Here is a 16858-nt window from a genome sequence, read left to right on the forward strand (position 1 = left end):
GCTGTTCCATTCACTTCGGGAGGTATCCATGACCGACCACAAAGGCAAACTTTCTCCCCTGCTCAAGCAGGCTACCGGCATCACCGCCGCCAAGGGCGAAGGCGCCTACATTGTTGATACAGACGGCCGTCGCTACCTGGATTTCACCTCGGGTATCGGGGTAACCAGTACCGGCCATTGCCACCCGAAAGTGGTGGAAGCCGCCCAGAAACAGGTGGCCACCATGATTCACGCCCAGGCCACCACGGTGATGAATCCCCGGTTACCGGAGCTGGCGGAAAAACTCGGTGCGCTCACACCAGACCCGCTCAATGCCTTTTTCTTCTCCAACGCCGGCACCGAAGTGGCCGAGGGCGCTATCCGGCTGGTACGGCAGGTAACCGGCCGGCCCAACATCATTGTGTTCCATGGCGGGTTCCATGGCCGCACCATGGGCTCGCTGTCCATGACCACCTCCAGCGTCGGCCTTCGGGCCGGGGTCAGCCCGATGATGGGTGGTGTCGTGGTTTCCCCCTTCCCCCACGCCTTCCACTACGGCTGGAGTGAAGACGAAGCCACCGATTTCTGCCTGAAAGAACTGGACCGCATCTTTGTCACCTATTCCGCCCCGAAAGAAACCGCTGCCATGCTGATCGAGCCGGTTCAGGGGGAAGGTGGCTACGTGCCCGCCAATGCCCGCTTTATGCAGGGGCTGCGGGAACGCTGCGACAAGCACGGCATCATGCTGGTATTCGATGAAGTTCAGGCCGGCTTCGGCCGCAGCGGCAAGTTCTGGGCCCACGAGCACTTCGGGGTAACGCCGGATGCCATCATGATTGCCAAGGGGCTGGCCAGCGGCTTCCCGATTTCCGCGCTGGCGGCGTCTGAGGAAACCATGGCCAAGGGCTGGCCCGGCTCCCAGGGCGGCACCTACGGCGGTAACGCAGTGGCTGCAGCCGCGGCCATCGCAACCATCGAGGTGATCCGGGAAGAAGGCCTGGTGCAGAACGCCGACCGCATGGGCAAACGCCTGTGGGACAACCTGCATAACCTGAAGAAAGACTACCCGGACATGGCCGATGTGCGTGGCAAGGGCCTGATGATCGGGGTGGAAATGCGCCGGGGCGAATGCCCGGACGGCGAGCGGGCCGGCAAGATTCTCAAGGAATGTGAGAAGCGGGGCCTGCTGATGCTGCGCTGCGGCCCCTACCAGGAAATCGTACGCTGGCTGCCGCCGCTGATCGTCAACGAACAGCAGATTGACGAGGCGTGCGGAATCTTCGAGGAAGCCCTTAAAGCCACCGCCTGATCCTTAAACCGGCAACAACGAAAAACGCCAGGCGGGAAACCACCTGGCGTTTTTTATGGATGCCGGTCAGCAATCGAGGCAGGTTACTCCGCCATTACAAACTCCAGCCGACCCGGGGCTACCCGGATATCCATGGGCACCAGGCCGAACATGCGCTGGGCGGTATCGGTTTCATCCAGCCGGTATACCGGCATGGTTTCCAGCATCTGGGCCACCACCCGCATCACGGTATCGGTAACCGGCGCCAGGTCGCCTTTGAAGAAGGGTGAATCAATAGAGCTTTCCAGCAACTGCAGCCGGCGGATATACACGGCTTTTTCCTGGCTGTCGTAGACCGGGGCACCTTCCACTTTCAGGGCCAGGTCTACCGGCAACTTCGTCATCAACGCGTTCAGGGCCACCTGCCCTTTCAGATCGATGACCGCCACATCGCGACCGTCCGGCCCCAGGGTAATATCGGCATCACTCAGGCTCAGGCTGAGCGGCGAGCCGCTGTTCAGCTGCTCACGGTCGTACTTGGCCACGGCATTTTTCAGGTGGCCTTCGATTTCACCTTCGGAAATGGAATACGGGGAAAAGCTGGCACAGCCGCTGACCAGCACCACGGCAAACAGCGCAGCCAGTCTCAGGAAAGGTTTCAATACGTCCGTCATAAGTCAGTCTCCTCGGAAATGCCACTATAGTGCGGCATCTCCGGGGCACTGACAACTTAAACTCCGGTATCAGAACTGTTGCTTGGCCATCCAGGGGATGATCCGGTCGAAGGCTTCATCCAGCCGCTCACAGGGAGTGGAGAAGCTGAAGCGCAAGGCGTTGGTGCAGCTTTCGCCAAAGGCATCCCCGGGCACGGCACAAACGCCGGTTTCCTTGAGCATCCGCAAGGCTACATCAGAGCCGTCCACATGGGGCGGCAGGTTCGGGAAGGCATAGAAGGCGCCGCCGGGCTTGTAGCCGGTGAGGTATGGCGTCTGGTCGATCAGGTCCACAATCTTGTCCCGCCGCTCCCGGTATATATCCACCATATCCTTTACGCATTGCTGGTCGCCGTTCAGTGCGGCCACCCCGGCAAACTGGGCGGGTGTGTTGGCCACCGACGTGGTGAACATGTGGTACCGGCGCAGGGACTTGATAGCGGCCTGGCTGGAAATCACCCAGCCTACCCGCAGCCCGGCCATGCTGTAGGTCTTGGAGAAGCTGCTGATGCACATGATGTTGTCCAGGTCCATAGAGCAGTTGAGCACACTGGCAAAGTCATCGTCATCAAACAGCATGTGGTCGTACACCTCGTCGGCGTACACCTGGATGCCCCGGTAGGCGCATTCTTCCAGTATGGTCTCCACGGTACTGCGGGGGTAAACCGCGCCGGTGGGGTTATTCGGGTTGTTCAGGATCAACGCGAAGGTGCGCGAGCCCATGGCCCGGATCACTTCGTCCGGGTCCAGCTGGTGGTCGTTCTCTGCCCGGGTGGGGATGAACTTCACCTCGCCCCCGGTCATGCGGATCAGTGGCGCGTATAGCAGGAAAGACGGGTCCGTCACGATGAACTGCCGCCCAGGGGCCGACGTGGCGGAAATGGCCAGGTACATGGCCTCGGTGGCACCGCTGGTCACCAGGATGTTATCGCGGGTGAGTTTGCGGTTGTATCGCTTGCCGTAGTAGTCCCGCAGCGCCACCAGCAACTCCGGCAGGCCGGCGTCCATGGTGTAGCCGGTCTGGCCGGCGTTCAGGGCATCCACATAGGCGTCGATAATATGTTTCGGCGTTGGCAGGTCCGGCTGGCCGATGGAAAGATGGATCACATCCTTCATGGTGGCTGCCATATTCACAAGGCGGCGAATGCCGGATACCGGGATGGCCTGCATGGCCGGGTTCCAGCTGGCCTTCGCCTTACGGTACTTCATTTTCCGCGGCTTGGACTCACCTGTGTCCTTGTTCACCGGGTCTGCCATATGCACCTCCACGCATCAGGAAATAAAGGCCTGATTGCAGCGTAGTCACGAAAAATGAGTGGTACAAGGAAACCGCCAACATTGACCCCGGCCGGCCCCGCTACCAGACTATAAAAAGACCATTAAACGCCTTCAGCAATCTCCGGAGTTGAAATGACCGAATCCCGCCAACCGGTTATCACTGTTCTGACCGCCCCGGGCGAAGATGCCCCGGCCGGCATCGAAGCCGTCAAGGCACGGGCCGAAGTGCGCTTTGCCTGGGACGAGCAAACCCTGCGGGACACCCTGCCCGGCACCGACGTGATGATGGTGACCGACTTCCGCACCGAAGCGCTGGAAGCCGCCTGGCCCGCCGCAGACCGCCTGCAATGGATTCACGCCACCAGTGCCGGGGTAGATGCCCTGATGTTTCCGGCATTGATCAAGAGCGATGTTATCGTCACCAACGCCCGGGGTATTTTCGACCGCACCATTGCCGAATATGTGTTGTGCAGCATTCTGATGTTCGCCAAGGACTTTCCCCGCTCCATCCGCCTTCAAGACAAGCACCAGTGGCAGCACCGGGATACCGAGCGGGCAGAAGGCAAGCAGGTGCTGGTGGTGGGCGCGGGCTCCATCGGCCGGCAGATCGGCCGGCTGGTGAAGGCCATCGGCATGCACCCCCACGGCATTGCCCGCACGCCCCGAAAGACAGACCCGGATTTTGAAGCGGTGCACGGCAATGACGAACTTTATGACCAGCTTCGGCACGCGGATTTTGTGGTGATTGCGGCACCGCTGACGCCCCAGACGGAGGGGCTGTTTGATACCAGGGCCTTTGCGGTGATGAAGAAATCTGCCCGCCTGATCAACATTGGCCGTGGGCCGATTGTGAAAACCGGGGACCTGGTGAAGGCGCTGGATGAAGGCGAGATTGCCGGGGCGGCGCTGGATGTATTCGAGGAAGAGCCGTTGCCGTCTGATCATCCGCTGTGGGAGCGGGAGAATGTGATTATGACGGCGCACATGGCGGGCGATTTCATCGGCTGGAAGCGGGCGCTGACCGATCAGTTCCTGGAGAACTTTGACCGGTGGCACCAGGGAGGGGAGCTGTTTAACCTCGTTAACAAAGAGCTTGGGTACGCAGGGAGTTAGTGTCTTGGAGCCTTTGTCTGGCACCGGAGCGGCTAACTGGTAGGGCTTTTCAAAACACGCTCCTTCGGCACATCCATGTGACGCTTGAGCTCCGCCATCCATGGCTCCGCACAGTTTTGAAAAGCCCTACCAGTCATCCGCTCCTAAGAGTTTGCCGCCTTATTTCTTAAACCGAACTGCGGTTTGCTGCAGAGAACTGCGTCTGCAAAGGCAGCAGATCAAACACCCGCCTCTCATCATTCGGATCCACCAATTCTGTCGGGGATTTGTAGACCCTCGGGGTGGTATACAGCATCCTGAGCGCGGTGCCATGAGGCATGGCCATGTAACGTTCCGGCTCGTTTTCCTCCAGCCATTTGCGAACCCTTGGCGCCATGTTGTGGGCCATTTTCGGGAAGAAATGGTGTTCGATGTGGTGGCTGAAGCGGAAGTGCAGCCGGTCCAGTATCGGATTGCAGCGCAGGCTCATGGAGTTGTCGAGAGGGTTATTCGTGGGCGTCTGCGGGCGCAGGAAGTGGTTGGTGAGGATGTATCCCTGCCCCAGGGCGTTGGCGGTCATGAACGGGATCAGCACCGTGAACACGGCGAGCGGGCCGGAAACCAGTGCCAGGGCTGCCCACAAGGCCAGGCAGACGAATACCTGGGCGATGGCCTGCTTGCGGTTGAAGCCTTTGAACTGTTTTCGGTGCCTGGCCTGGATCCACAGCACCAGTTGGGCGTGGAAGGTGAAGGAGTAGGTCAGGAACAGGTAGCTGTACCAGGTGCCGGAACCCGGGGCCAGTTTGTGGAACTTCTTCTGGCCGGGGTTGGTTTTGTAGCGGCGCAGGGTGCCGAAGCTGTCCGGGTCGGTGTCGCCGGTGTTGGTATTGGCGTGGTGCACTACGTTGTGCCACTTCCGCCAGAACTCCGGCGGTACCAGCAATGGGCCGAACCCCAGCCAGCCAAAGAAATTCTGCCACCGCCGGCTCATCCCCAGCGCACCATGCAGCACCTCATGGGCCAGCAACGCCTGGCAACCAATGGTATGCCCCACCAGCAGCCCCAGCCCGAGATTGGCATACCAAGGCAAACCCGCCATCAAAATAACCGCCAGCCCGGCCCAGATCACCGCCTGCAACGGCAAAAACCAGATCACCCGCCAGGTTTGAGCTTTAAACGTATCAGCGGGAAGTTCTTGCTTCATCCTGTCCCGGAGTTCCCGTTCATCCGGCTTCCCAAACACGGCCGTCGCCGCCGCCGTTCCCTGTTTCACTGCTGCGTTCATCGGTTACCTGTCCACGTTTGCTGTTGATTTAAGTCACCATGCGCCAAGATTTCAGCGCACACTTGTTAGCTGAAAAATACAACAACAAACAAAATGAAACAATGGCAGAAGGCTTAACAAGTGACAAACACACAAAAATAAAGAACAGATGTGTTCTGAAAAGCAATCACTGATGTCCGGCGCTGCGGGTGATGAGCCCCTCCCAGGAATCTCTTTGGCCATGGATGGCCAAAGTGAAGCGCACAGGGATGTGCTTGTAGCGTTTCCTGGGAGGGGCTCGTCACCTGCAGCACAACACCTGAACTCAAGGGCCCCAAAACAAAACGGGAGCCCAAAGGCTCCCGTTCTGAAACAAACTTAAAAGCTAAAACCTCAGCCCCCCGAAAGCGACTGCTCCGAAGGATCCAGCTCCATCTGCTGAATAGCAATCACCGCCTGGGTCCGGTTACGAACCCCAAGCTTGCGGAACACCGCTGTGATATGCGCCTTGATGGTCGCCTCAGAAACATCCAGATCATAGGCAATCTGCTTGTTCAGAAGCCCCTCGGCCAGCATACCCAGCACCCGGAACTGCTGCGGCGTCAGTGACGCAAGGCGCTCCGAGAAGTCTGTGGTTTCAGCCTGCATGCGTTCGATCTTGTCCGCTACGCCTTCCGGCAGCCAGACATCACCTTCCAGAACTGCCTGAATGGCCTCGGTAATGGTTGGCAGCGGTGCACTCTTGGGAATGAACCCGGAGGCACCGTAGTCCACCGAACGGCGCATAACCTGCAAGTCTTCCGATCCTGACACAACCACCACCGGCAAGCCCGGGTACTGGCCACGCATGAACACCAGACCCGAGAAGCCGTGGGCACCCGGCATATTCAGATCCAGCAGGATCAGATCGGCATCCGGGTGCGACTCTACCGCCGCCTGCAGGGCCTTGATGCTGTCGACCTCTACGGTCTCGGCATCCGGCACCGCCTGATTGACCGCCTGTTTCAATGCTGCCCGAAACAACGGGTGATCATCAGCGACGATAATTGTTTGTGTCATTCAACAGATTCCTCTCAGGTTAAGGGCTGTCGAGGGCCGGGTTATTTGAACTCGCGGCTGTCGATCAGCTCATCCACTACGCCCGGATCAGCCAGGGTAGAAGTATCACCCAACTGATCGTGCTCGTTAGCGGCAATCTTACGCAAAATCCGGCGCATAATCTTGCCCGATCTTGTCTTGGGCAGTCCAGGCGCCCACTGGATCACGTCCGGAGAGGCAATCGGGCCGATTTCCTTGCGCACCCACTGCACCAATTCTTTCTTCAGTTCATCAGACGGCTCTTCGCCCTGAACCAGGGTTACGTACACGTAGATGCCCTGACCCTTGATCTCGTGCGGATAGCCTACCACAGCGGCCTCGGCCACTTTTTCGTGGGCAACCAGCGCGCTTTCGACTTCGGCAGTACCCAGGCGGTGACCGGATACGTTCAGTACGTCGTCCACACGGCCGGTAATCCAGTAGTAACCGTCTTCGTCGCGACGGGCACCGTCACCGGTGAAGTACATGCCCTTGTAGGTGCTGAAGTAAGTCTGGATGAAGCGCTCATGGTCACCGTAGATGGTGCGCATCTGGCCCGGCCAGCTGTCCATGATGACCAGGTTGCCCTCGGTCTTGCCTTCCAGGATGTTACCTTCGTTATCCACCAGCGCCGGCTGTACGCCAAAGAACGGCAGGGTAGCGGAGCCCGGCTTCAGGTCTACTGCGCCCGGCAGCGGGGAAATCAGGATGCCGCCGGTCTCGGTCTGCCACCAGGTGTCCACAATCGGGCACTTGCTGTTACCGATCACCCGGTGATACCACTCCCAGGCTTCCGGGTTGATCGGCTCACCCACAGAACCCAGCAGCTTCAGGCTGTCACGCTTGGTGCCGCTCATGCAGGACTCGCCTTCGGCCATCAGGGCACGGATAGCGGTCGGTGCGGTATACAGGATGTTAACCTGGTGCTTGTCCACCACCTGCCCCATGCGGGAGCTGTCCGGATAGTTGGGCACACCTTCAAACAGCAGGGTGATGGCGCCATTGGCCAGCGGGCCGTACAGGATGTAGCTGTGGCCGGTTACCCAACCGAAGTCAGCGGTACACCAGTACACGTCACCATCGTGATAATCGAACACGTACTGATGGGTCATGGAGGCATACACCATGTAACCACCGGTGGTGTGCAGAACGCCTTTCGGGGCGCCGGTAGAACCGGAGGTGTACAGCATGAACAGCGGGTCTTCCGCGTTCATCGGCTCCGGCTCGCACTCGGCCGAGGCGTTTTTCATCAGGTCTTCGTAGCGGGCATCGCGGCCTTCGGTCCAGGGCACCTGGTCGTTGCCGGTGCGGGTGACCACAATCACGCGTTCAACCTTGGCGTCTTCCTCATGCTTGAGGGCGGCATCCACGTTTTTCTTCAGCGGTATGGCACGGCCGCCACGCAGGCCTTCGTCGGCAGTGATCACAAAGCGGGATTTGCCGTTAACAACGCGGGCTCCCAGTGCTTCCGGAGAGAAACCACCAAACACCACCGAGTGGATGGCACCGATACGGGCACAGGCCAGCATGGCAACGGCAGTTTCAACAATCATCGGCATGTAGATGGTGACGACATCACCCTTCTTGACGCCCTGATCTTTCAGTACGTTGGCAAACTTACAGGTTTCTTCGTGCAGTTCGCGGTAGGTGACGTTGCGGGAAACCGAGGGATCATCGCCTTCGAAAATAATGGCGGTCTGGTCTGCGCGGTCTTTCAGGTGACGGTCCAGGCAGTTGGCAGAGGCGTTCAGCACGCCGTCTTCAAACCACTTGATGGACAGGTTGTTGTAGTCGTAGGTGCTGTTCTTGACCTTGCTGTAGGGCTTGATCCAGTCCAGGCGCTTGCCGTGCTCGCCCCAGAAGGTGTCCGGGTCTTCTACCGACTGGCGATACATGGCTTCGTACTGTTCGCGGGTAACCAGTGCGCGATCGGCCACTTCCGGACTCACCGGATATACCTGTTTATCAGTCATTGTGCTCCCCCTATTAAGAGTCTGTTGTCATTATGGGTTTTCAAAATTCAGGGTGGTGGGACTTTATCAGTCCTTCTTAAGACAGATACCCGTAGTTCAACATGTGTGCCACTACACAATGAATTAGACTAACGTCCAAATGGCATTCTCATAAGGCAGTAATCCGGGCCAGGACAGGTGCCTGGCCGGGCCCGGTGAGGTAGCGGCTCAGGCCGCTTTTTTACGCTGGCGGGAAGATTTCAGGCTGTAGACCTTGCGCTCTTTCAGCGCATAGCGGTTCAGGCCGGCAAGGTGGATCTTGCGCAGGTAGTGCTGCCAGTCAATCGCCTTGGGATCAACCGGAAACAGGGCTTTGTCGGTCTGCCCCATCCGCTCGGCAAGGTCCTGCAGACGGTCGTTGCGGAACACATAATCCGGGGCGGTATAGAAACCGAAGATAGTCGCCAGGGACTGGGTAGTATCCAGGTTGCGCAGCCATTTCAGGTCCCGGGAGTTGCCCAGCAGTTTCAGCACCCGGTCTGTGATGCTCAGAGGCAGGCGAACGCCGCTCACCACCAGGTCAAACAGGCCCCGGTTTACGGCGACAAAGGGTTTGCTCGGCTGGCGGTAGAACAGGTGGTCATAGGCGGCATAGTTGGTTTTCGACTCTTCCATCAGGTGATCGATAAACTGGCCCAGGGTAACCGGGTTGGAACCGCCACTGCAGCACTGGTAGATGTGCTGTTCACCCGGCTCGGCCAGGGCTTCTGCCAGCCCCATAATGATGGCGTTGGCCACCAGGTCGACCGGTATAACATCAATAATGCCGGAGCGCTTGCCGGGGAACAGGGTGACCTTTTCGCGGGCGTAGGCCAGGATGATGGCATCAGCCACCTTGACCCCTTCAATCCAGCCGGGCGCCGGTTCCTCCAGCGCACTTTCGATAATCGAAGGCCGCACGATGGTCAGGCTCCGCCCCTGCAGTGCTTTCATCAACAGCTGCTCGCCCAGCCACTTGGTGAAGGTATAGGTGTCGCTCCAGCCATAGCGGTTGGCCTCGCGAATGCCCAGCTCCACCAGTTTCTTTTCCAACGCTTTACCGGTGTAACGGGAGCGGACATCCTCGATCTTGTCGTGCAGCAGTCGCACCAGGTCTTCAATCTCGTAATAACCTTCGGGCGATTGCGGGATAGCCTCGCCTGCCGGCTTGATCACCGCCTCGGCCACCTGCCCGGAGTTCATGCCATTCACATAGCAGGTGGATACCTGCAACACCGCCAGGGCAGGATTCATGCGGGCCAGCTGTGCGATGTTTTCCAGGCACAGGGTGTTGATGGTCAGCGCCTTGTCGAGTTCTTCCCGGAAATTCACACTGGCTGCGGAGTTGATGACCGCATCCAGCTCCATGGCCAGTTTGCGGCAGGCCGGCTCTCCCAGACCAAAGCCGGGCTCGGTGACCTCACCGGTTACACAGTGAATTCGATCTTCAAGGAAAGCATCGAATGCTTCGGTATCTGCCTCGCGGAGGCGATCGAATACCGAGGATGTGGCGATTTCGTTCAGAAAGCGGCTGCGGGCATCCGGATGACGCTTGTTGCCGCGGATAAGCAGATAGATACCACCGATATCCGGAACCGCCCGGATCAGCTTTTCCAGTACCACCTTGCCGAGAAAACCGGTTGTTCCGGTAATCAGCACTTTTTTGCCGCGTAACTGCTCCAGCACCCTTGACGATGCTTCACCGCCGCTGACCTGCCGTTTTGTCATGGTAGAACTCCTTCTCTGATCTTCACGTAGCCGGCAACGATGCCAGCAAACCGGTACCCGCATAATGCGGGCCACGAAAACGATATCGCTCAATTCTTGCACACCACAGGTGACAGGGTGGTGACAGACTGCAAACTTACACAACCCGGACCGACAATAAAATGACGAACCAAACTGCACATTATCAGGGCAGCTGCACCCTGCCGGCACACGGCTCTATTCCCGAATTCACACTTCAATTATTGATTGTCTGACACTCTTATTATAAATATTGACGCAGTTTGCAAAGCGTTGCAGAGCGTTACTTTGTGCATCCGGAAATGCGGCCTACTGCACATATTTCGACCACAGCCTTCTCTAAGCTCGATCCATCACAACCGATCACCGCACCGGCTTACGCCGGATCAAAAACCATAAAAACGGTGACGGCCCCAGGGAACAAGAACGAAGGCTGCAGTGATATGCGCGACAAATATAAATACATCGGCCCTGTTTACGACTTTCTGAGCAACCTCTACAGCGGCAAGAACATCCACCGCTGCAAAACCGCCATGCTGGACGTGGAAACCGTGAAACCCGGCGACCGCATCCTGTTTGCCGGCGTTGGCCATGGCCGCGATGCCATTCGCGCCGCCGAGCTGGGCGCCGACGTGACCGTGGTCGACCTGTCCGAAACCATGCTGCGCAAGTTTGCCGAAGCCCAGCACAGCGAGGCACCAAACCTGACCATTCGCCGCATCCACAGTGACATCATGAAGGTGGATGAATTCGAGCAATACGACATGGTGGTGGCCAACTTTTTCCTGAACGTTTTCGACGAAGACATGATGGTAAAAGTACTGGAACACCTGATCCGGCTGGGCAAGGCCGATGCCAAGGTGGTTGTCGGTGACTTCTGCTACCCCACCGGAAACCTGCTGTCCCGCCTGTTCAAGAAGATGTACTGGTACATGGCAGTGTTCACCTTCTGGCTGTTTGCCAACAACGCTTTTCACAAAATCTACAACTATCCCGAACACATGCAGCGCCTTGGCCTGCAGGTAACGGAAAAGAAAAAGTTCAAGCTTCTCAACATGGACTGTTACTGGTCGATTCTCGGGCAAAAGCAGGCCTGACCCCTGCCCGCCGACCAACACAATAACAACCGGATAACGGGAGCTTCACCATGACCGATCAGATTCTCGCACTCGACAGCGTCAGGGACCTGGCCGATGGCCAGTTCTCCTTCTCCGAGCGGGTTAACTACCTGAAAAGGTACGGAGCCCACACCCAGTCGTTCTCTACCCTGCAACCGGGCATGCAATACTTTGACGTGCCCGGCATGGGCTACATTGCCTACATGCGCAAATGGGGCGGCACCTTTGTTTTGTCTGACCCGGTCAGCGCGCCCGAACACTTCCCTGCCATCCTGGAACGCTTTCACCAGAAATTCCCAAATGCCTGCTACATCCAGGTATCCAAGCCGGTGGTGGATTTCCTGCACCTGCGCTTTGGCCTCTACGGCACCCAGTTTGGCAGCGAATCCCGGATCGACCTCCGTAAATGGAGCCTGAGCGGCAAGAAGAAGCAGATTCTGCGTACCGCTCTCAACCAGGCCGAGAAGAGCGGCATTACCGTTAAAGAGCGGTTCAGTGACGACCACACTCGGGAAATTTCCGAGGCCTGGATTCGTACCCGCAAGTGCAAAAGTAATGAAATCCGTTTCCTGATCCGGCCGATGGAAATGGAGTACCGGGAGAACGAGCGCCACTTCTACGCCTACCAGGACGACAAGGCGGTGGGCTTTATCTACTTTGACCCGGTGTATCGCAACAACGAAATCATCAGCTATGTGCCCAATATTTCCCGGGCCAACGCCGATTTCCGCCAGGGCATTTTTTACACCCTGATGGCCCATGCCATGGAGGTGTTCAAAGAAGAAGGCGTGCCTTACCTGGATCTGGGCCTGATTCCGCTATCGCTGGATAAAACCACCGAGCACCAGGAAAGCCGGCTGCTGAAATCGCTACTGCACGGCGTCTACGAGAAAGGAAACTTCCTTTATAACTTCAAGGGGCTGGAGTTCACCAAGTCACGCTTCCGCGGTGATGACTTCAAAACCTACTGCTGCCACAAGCGGGCAATTCCGGCACTGGAATTCCTGGCCATGTTCAAACTGACCCGGCTGCTGTAACGCCGGGCCAGTGGCCAGTCACCTGCCCCACCGGAATTCCCATCTCAGCCAGGAACAGGTCCATCTGTGGCGCTACCTCGCCGGTAAAGCAGGCTTCCCGGACAACCGGCAGCCCTGCCTCCCTCGGTGTTTCCGCCTCTGGCAAACGCCCGGCTTCCTCCAGCCAGTAGGCCACCCTTCGGGCAATCGCTTCACCAGACTCTACCCAATAGCGTACGTCCGGCAGGCTTTTGCGTAACCAGGCCAGCAGCAGCGGGTAATGGGTACAGCCCAGCACTACGGTATCAACCCCCGCTTCCCGCAGCGGTTGCATAGCCTGGTCCAACTCTTGTTGAGGCGGCTCGGCACCAGACACCAGGGCTTCGGCCCAGAGCACCAGGCCCGGATGCCCCAACCGAACCACCTGGCAATCCGCCGCAAACTCGCGCACCAGGTCGTCCAGGTAAGCTCGCCGCACCGTAGCCGGGGTAGCCAGCAAGCCGATGCGCCGGTTTTCACTGCAGGCGGCGGCGGGCTTCACCGCCGGCACCACTCCCACCACCGGAATGTCCGTTCTGGACCGCAGGCTGGGCAAGGCCACGGTACTGGCGGTGTTACAGGCAATCACAATGACATCGCAGCACCACCGGGCCAGGCACTCCATGATCAGGCCACAGCTGCGCTCGATCACCACCTGCTCCGGTTTATCGCCATAAGGGAAGCCGGCGTTGTCAGCCAGGTAAACAAGCTCGGCCCCCGGCAAGGCCTGATGAATGCAGGACGCCACACTCAGGCCACCCACGCCGGAATCGAACACCAATACCCTGGGACGTGCATCAGCCATGATCAGTTACCCGACCCACCGGCGATTTCCTTTTTCATGGCACTGATCAGGCGGCCGGCAATGGTGGTTTCCGGCGGGATCGGCGGATGCTCCTCCGGCGTGAACCAGCCGGCTTCGGCCAGCTCGTCTTCCTGCAGCTTCAGCTCGCCACTTTTATAGTCTGCCAGGAAGCCCACCATCAGCTGATGGGGAAATGGCCAGTGCTGGGAAGCCTGGTAGCGGATATTGGTCACTTCCAGGCCGGTTTCTTCCATCACTTCCCGAGCCACGGCCTGCTCCAGGCTCTCGCCCGGCTCCACAAAACCGGCAATCAGGCTGAAGAAATTTCGGGTTACCCGGGCCGACCGGGCCAGCAGAAAACGATCATCCCGGCGAATCACAGTAATGATGCAAGGGGCAATCCTGGGGTACCAGGGAATGTTACACCGGCCACACCAACGGGCGCGCTCCCGGGGATGCGGCCCCGTGCGCTCGCCACAGCGTCCGCAATAGCGATGGTCCTGCCACCACTGCCACACCTGGAAACCGGTACTGAGCAGTTCGGAGGGGGCATCAGGCGTATGCAACATGGCCTCGCGCAGGCTCAGGGTTTCCAGCCCGGGCAGGCCGGTGTCGGGCAATGCCGTCACATATAGCCTTCGGCCGCCGACGGTGCCAAGCATCAGGGCTTCCGGCCGGCTGTCACCCATTTCGGGGCCGCCCCAGGTCAGAAACCAGCCGTCACCGGGTTTGAGAATGCTGTTACCGGCAAACGCCAGTAACAGGTCACCCGGCTCCGGCCCCTGTTCAGACCAACCCGGTACCCATTGCATGTTTTGATCGACCATACCCTTGCCTTGTACCTGCAGCGATTACGTTCCGTGGCAATGTACCACATCACATTCACCGGCCAGAATCGGCATAGCGCTTTCCGGCCCCGCTCCAACCCGTTAAACTTGGCGCCTGTTTCCAGCACCGGAGTAGCACCTTATGCGACTTTATCAGGGTATTCGCAGCCTGATCCTGTCTCTTTTCCGCAAGATCCTGTTCCTTTGGGTCAGGACGGATGTCAGCGGCAACACCCTTGAAGCCCTCGGCCTCGATCCGCAGAAGCCGGTGTGTTACGTGCTGCAATACAGTTCGCTTTCCAGCCGACTGGTGCTGGAGCAGGAGGTCATCCAGGCCCGGCTGCCCGGTGCCACGCCGGTCCTGCCCGTCAAGAACGGGCCATCCCATTCGTTTTTCTTTCTGTACAAGCGGATTGGCGGCCTGTTCCGCGGCGGCCGGCACAAGCCCGTTCCCACCAGGGAATTCGGTGACCTGGTCCGTTTCGGGCTGGAACACCCCGAGCAGGACGTACAGATTGTTCCGGTTTCCCTGTTCTGGGGTCGTTCTCCGGACAAGGAAAAATCCCTGGTGAAGTTGCTGCTGTCTGACACCTGGTCTGTCGCCGGCCGTTTACAGAAGTTCCTGATTATCCTGGTGCACGGGCGCAACACCTACGTGCAGTTCAACCAGCCGCTGTCACTCAACCAGGTGGTTGAGGAATACCGGGATAACGAGCAGAAAGCCAACCGCAAACTGGCGCGCCTGCTGCGCACCCATTTCCGTCGGGTACGCCAGGCGGTACTGGGGCCAGACCTGTCCCACCGCCGCACATTGGTGGAAGGCCTGGTACGCACCCAGGCGGTAAAAGAAGCCATTCGCGAAACCGCCGCCAAGGACGATATTCCCCCGGAGAAAGTCCGGGCCAAGGCCTACAAGTACGCCGATGAAATCGCCGCCAGCATGTCCATTGTCACCATACGCTTCCTGGAACTGGTGCTGGCCTGGCTGTGGAACCGGATCTACAACGGTATTGCCATCAACAACATCAAGGTGGCCAAGGAAACAGCACAGGACAATGCCGTGGTCTATGTGCCCTGCCACCGCTCCCACATCGACTACCTGCTGCTGTCCTACGTGCTGTACAAGAACGGCCTGATGCCGCCGCACATTGCTGCCGGCATCAACCTGAACATGCCCGTTGTCGGGCCGATCCTGCGCCGTGGCGGTGCCTTCTTCATGCGCCGCAGTTTCCGTGACAACCCCCTGTACGCCACCGTGTTCAACGAATACATGCACGTGATGTTCACCCGGGGTTACTCGGTGGAATACTTCGTGGAGGGCGGCCGCTCCCGCACCGGCCGCATGCTGGCCCCACGGCCCGGCATGCTGTCGATGACGGTGCGCAGCTTCCTGCGGGATCACCGCAAGCCGATTGTCTTTGTACCGGTGTATATCGGTTACGAGAAAGTGATGGAAGGCCGGTCTTACCTGGGCGAACTCCGGGGCAAGAAAAAGCAGAAGGAAAGCGTATTCGGGCTCGCCAAGACCGCCCGCAAGCTCACCAACTCCTTTGGCCGGGTAGCGGTCAACTTCGGCGACCCGATTCCGCTAGCCGAGGTTCTGGACAACGTACACGACAGCTGGCGCGAAGAGGCCTACGATGCGGAATTCCGGCCGTCCTGGCTGCCGGATGCCGTTGACGCCCTGGCCCAGCGGGTTGCCAGCAACATCAACGCCTCGGTTGCGGTGAACCCCATTGGCATGACCGCCACCGTGCTGCTGGGCACCGAGCGCCTGGCCATGGACGAAGGCCAGCTGATCCGGCTGCTGGACCAGTACGCCAGCCTGCTGAAAGCCCGGCCCTACGCCGGCACCGTTACCCTGCCCGAGGGCAGTGGCAAGGACTGGGTGGCCTACTGTGAAGGCATGGGGCTGGTGTCCCGCCAGCCACAGAAGCTGGGAGACATCATCGGCCTGGAAGGCTCCAACGCCACCCTGATGACCTACTACCGCAATAACATCCAGCACCTGTTTGCCCTGCCGGCCCTGGTTGTCAGCCTGTTCGAAAACAAGTCCAGCCTGCGCCGGGACAAAATCGTCTTCCTGGCCAGCGTGGCCTACCCCTACCTGCAATCAGAACTGTTCCTGAAATACTCGCAGGACGAGATCGAATCCGTCATTAACGACTGGATTGATGTGCTGGTTGACCAGGGCCTGCTGGTGACCCTGGATGACGAACGCCTGAGCCGGCCGGAAGAAGGCACAGAAGCCATGCTGCGAGCGCGTATTTTGTCCCGGTTCATTATCCAGACCCTGGAGCGTTACCACATTGCCCTGGGCATTCTCCGGAAATACGGTTCCGGCAAGCTGACCGCCGCCGAACTGGAGGAGCAGAGCACCCTGCTGGCCGAGCGGATGTCTATCCTGTTCGGGCTGAATGCCCCGGAATTCTTCGACAAGACCCTGTTCCGGAACTTCATTGCCAACATGCAGAAGGAAGGAGTTCTGACCACCGACGACAACGGCCTGCTGTGTTATGGCGAAGGCCTGGATGAGGTGGCCGAGGATGCTCGTCTGGTGTTGAGTGTAGAGAAACGCCAGGCCATCCAGCAGGTCACCATGCTGGACGCCTGAAGCCGGTTGCC

The 16858-nt window shown here is 58.9% G+C and carries 13 protein-coding genes; 5 read left to right on the forward strand and 8 right to left on the reverse strand.

Annotated features, from left to right (window positions below; genetic code table 11):
• Positions 1-28 precede the first annotated feature (28 nt).
• Positions 29-1288 (forward strand): aspartate aminotransferase family protein, encoded by a 1260-nt coding sequence (locus LWH94_RS00285; RefSeq protein ID WP_232900721.1) that lies wholly within the window; start codon positions 29-31, stop codon positions 1286-1288.
• Between the two features lie 83 nt (positions 1289-1371).
• Here LWH94_RS00285 and LWH94_RS00290 read toward each other — a convergent pair whose 3' ends face one another.
• Both LWH94_RS00290 and LWH94_RS00295 read right to left on the reverse strand, forming a co-directional pair.
• Positions 1372-1941, reverse strand: coding sequence for a DUF1439 domain-containing protein (locus tag LWH94_RS00290; RefSeq protein WP_232900723.1), 570 nt, complete (start codon positions 1939-1941; stop codon positions 1372-1374).
• 69 nt (positions 1942-2010) lie between these two features.
• Entirely contained in the window at positions 2011-3237 is a 1227-nt protein-coding gene (locus LWH94_RS00295) for a pyridoxal phosphate-dependent aminotransferase (RefSeq protein ID WP_022987986.1), read from the reverse strand.
• A 153-nt stretch (positions 3238-3390) separates the two neighbouring features.
• On the opposite strand from LWH94_RS00295, the gene LWH94_RS00300 reads away from it, so the two are divergent.
• Positions 3391-4371, forward strand: a complete 981-nt coding sequence (locus LWH94_RS00300) for a D-2-hydroxyacid dehydrogenase (protein WP_232900725.1) — start codon at positions 3391-3393, stop codon at positions 4369-4371.
• 166 nt (positions 4372-4537) lie between these two features.
• On the opposite strand, the gene LWH94_RS00305 is transcribed toward LWH94_RS00300, so the two are convergent.
• The 4 genes from LWH94_RS00305 to LWH94_RS00320 form a co-directional block, all read right to left on the reverse strand.
• Complete coding sequence (locus LWH94_RS00305) at positions 4538-5635, reverse strand: fatty acid desaturase family protein (RefSeq protein ID WP_232900726.1); 1098 nt, start codon at positions 5633-5635, stop codon at positions 4538-4540.
• Between the two features lie 372 nt (positions 5636-6007).
• Positions 6008-6673 carry a LuxR C-terminal-related transcriptional regulator gene (locus LWH94_RS00310; protein WP_022988856.1) on the reverse strand — a complete coding sequence of 222 codons (666 nt, stop codon included), beginning with the start codon at positions 6671-6673 and terminating at the stop codon, positions 6008-6010.
• 41 nt (positions 6674-6714) lie between these two features.
• Entirely contained in the window at positions 6715-8664 is a 1950-nt protein-coding gene (gene acs, locus LWH94_RS00315; RefSeq protein ID WP_232900727.1) for an acetate--CoA ligase, read from the reverse strand.
• A 207-nt stretch (positions 8665-8871) separates the two neighbouring features.
• Complete coding sequence (locus tag LWH94_RS00320) at positions 8872-10410, reverse strand: fatty acyl-CoA reductase (protein ID WP_199456337.1); 1539 nt, start codon at positions 10408-10410, stop codon at positions 8872-8874.
• Positions 10411-10871: 461 nt separating this feature from the next.
• Here LWH94_RS00320 and LWH94_RS00325 point away from each other — a divergent pair, with 461 nt between their 5' ends.
• Entirely contained in the window at positions 10872-11525 is a 654-nt protein-coding gene (locus tag LWH94_RS00325) for a class I SAM-dependent methyltransferase (protein WP_058340275.1), read from the forward strand.
• A gap of 50 nt (positions 11526-11575) precedes the next feature.
• Complete coding sequence (locus tag LWH94_RS00330) at positions 11576-12583, forward strand: DUF2156 domain-containing protein (RefSeq protein ID WP_232900730.1); 1008 nt, start codon at positions 11576-11578, stop codon at positions 12581-12583.
• Here the strand turns inward: LWH94_RS00330 and murI are convergent.
• On the reverse strand, positions 12561-13406 hold the full coding sequence (gene murI / locus LWH94_RS00335; RefSeq protein WP_232900733.1) for a glutamate racemase: 846 nt from the start codon (positions 13404-13406) through the stop codon (positions 12561-12563). The genes LWH94_RS00330 and murI overlap by 23 nt on opposite strands.
• Positions 13407-13408: 2 nt before the next feature.
• Positions 13409-14233: an NAD(+) diphosphatase gene (gene nudC / locus LWH94_RS00340; RefSeq protein ID WP_022988862.1), complete on the reverse strand. Its 825-nt coding sequence runs from the start codon at positions 14231-14233 to the stop codon at positions 13409-13411.
• Between the two features lie 142 nt (positions 14234-14375).
• Between nudC and plsB the strand changes: the two genes are divergently transcribed.
• Positions 14376-16847, forward strand: a complete 2472-nt coding sequence (gene plsB / locus LWH94_RS00345) for a glycerol-3-phosphate 1-O-acyltransferase PlsB (protein WP_232900734.1) — start codon at positions 14376-14378, stop codon at positions 16845-16847.
• The last annotated feature ends 11 nt before the right edge of the window (positions 16848-16858 follow it).

The organism is Marinobacter sp. G11 (assembly GCF_021282325.1).
Lineage (GTDB): Bacteria > Pseudomonadota > Gammaproteobacteria > Pseudomonadales > Oleiphilaceae > Marinobacter > Marinobacter vinifirmus.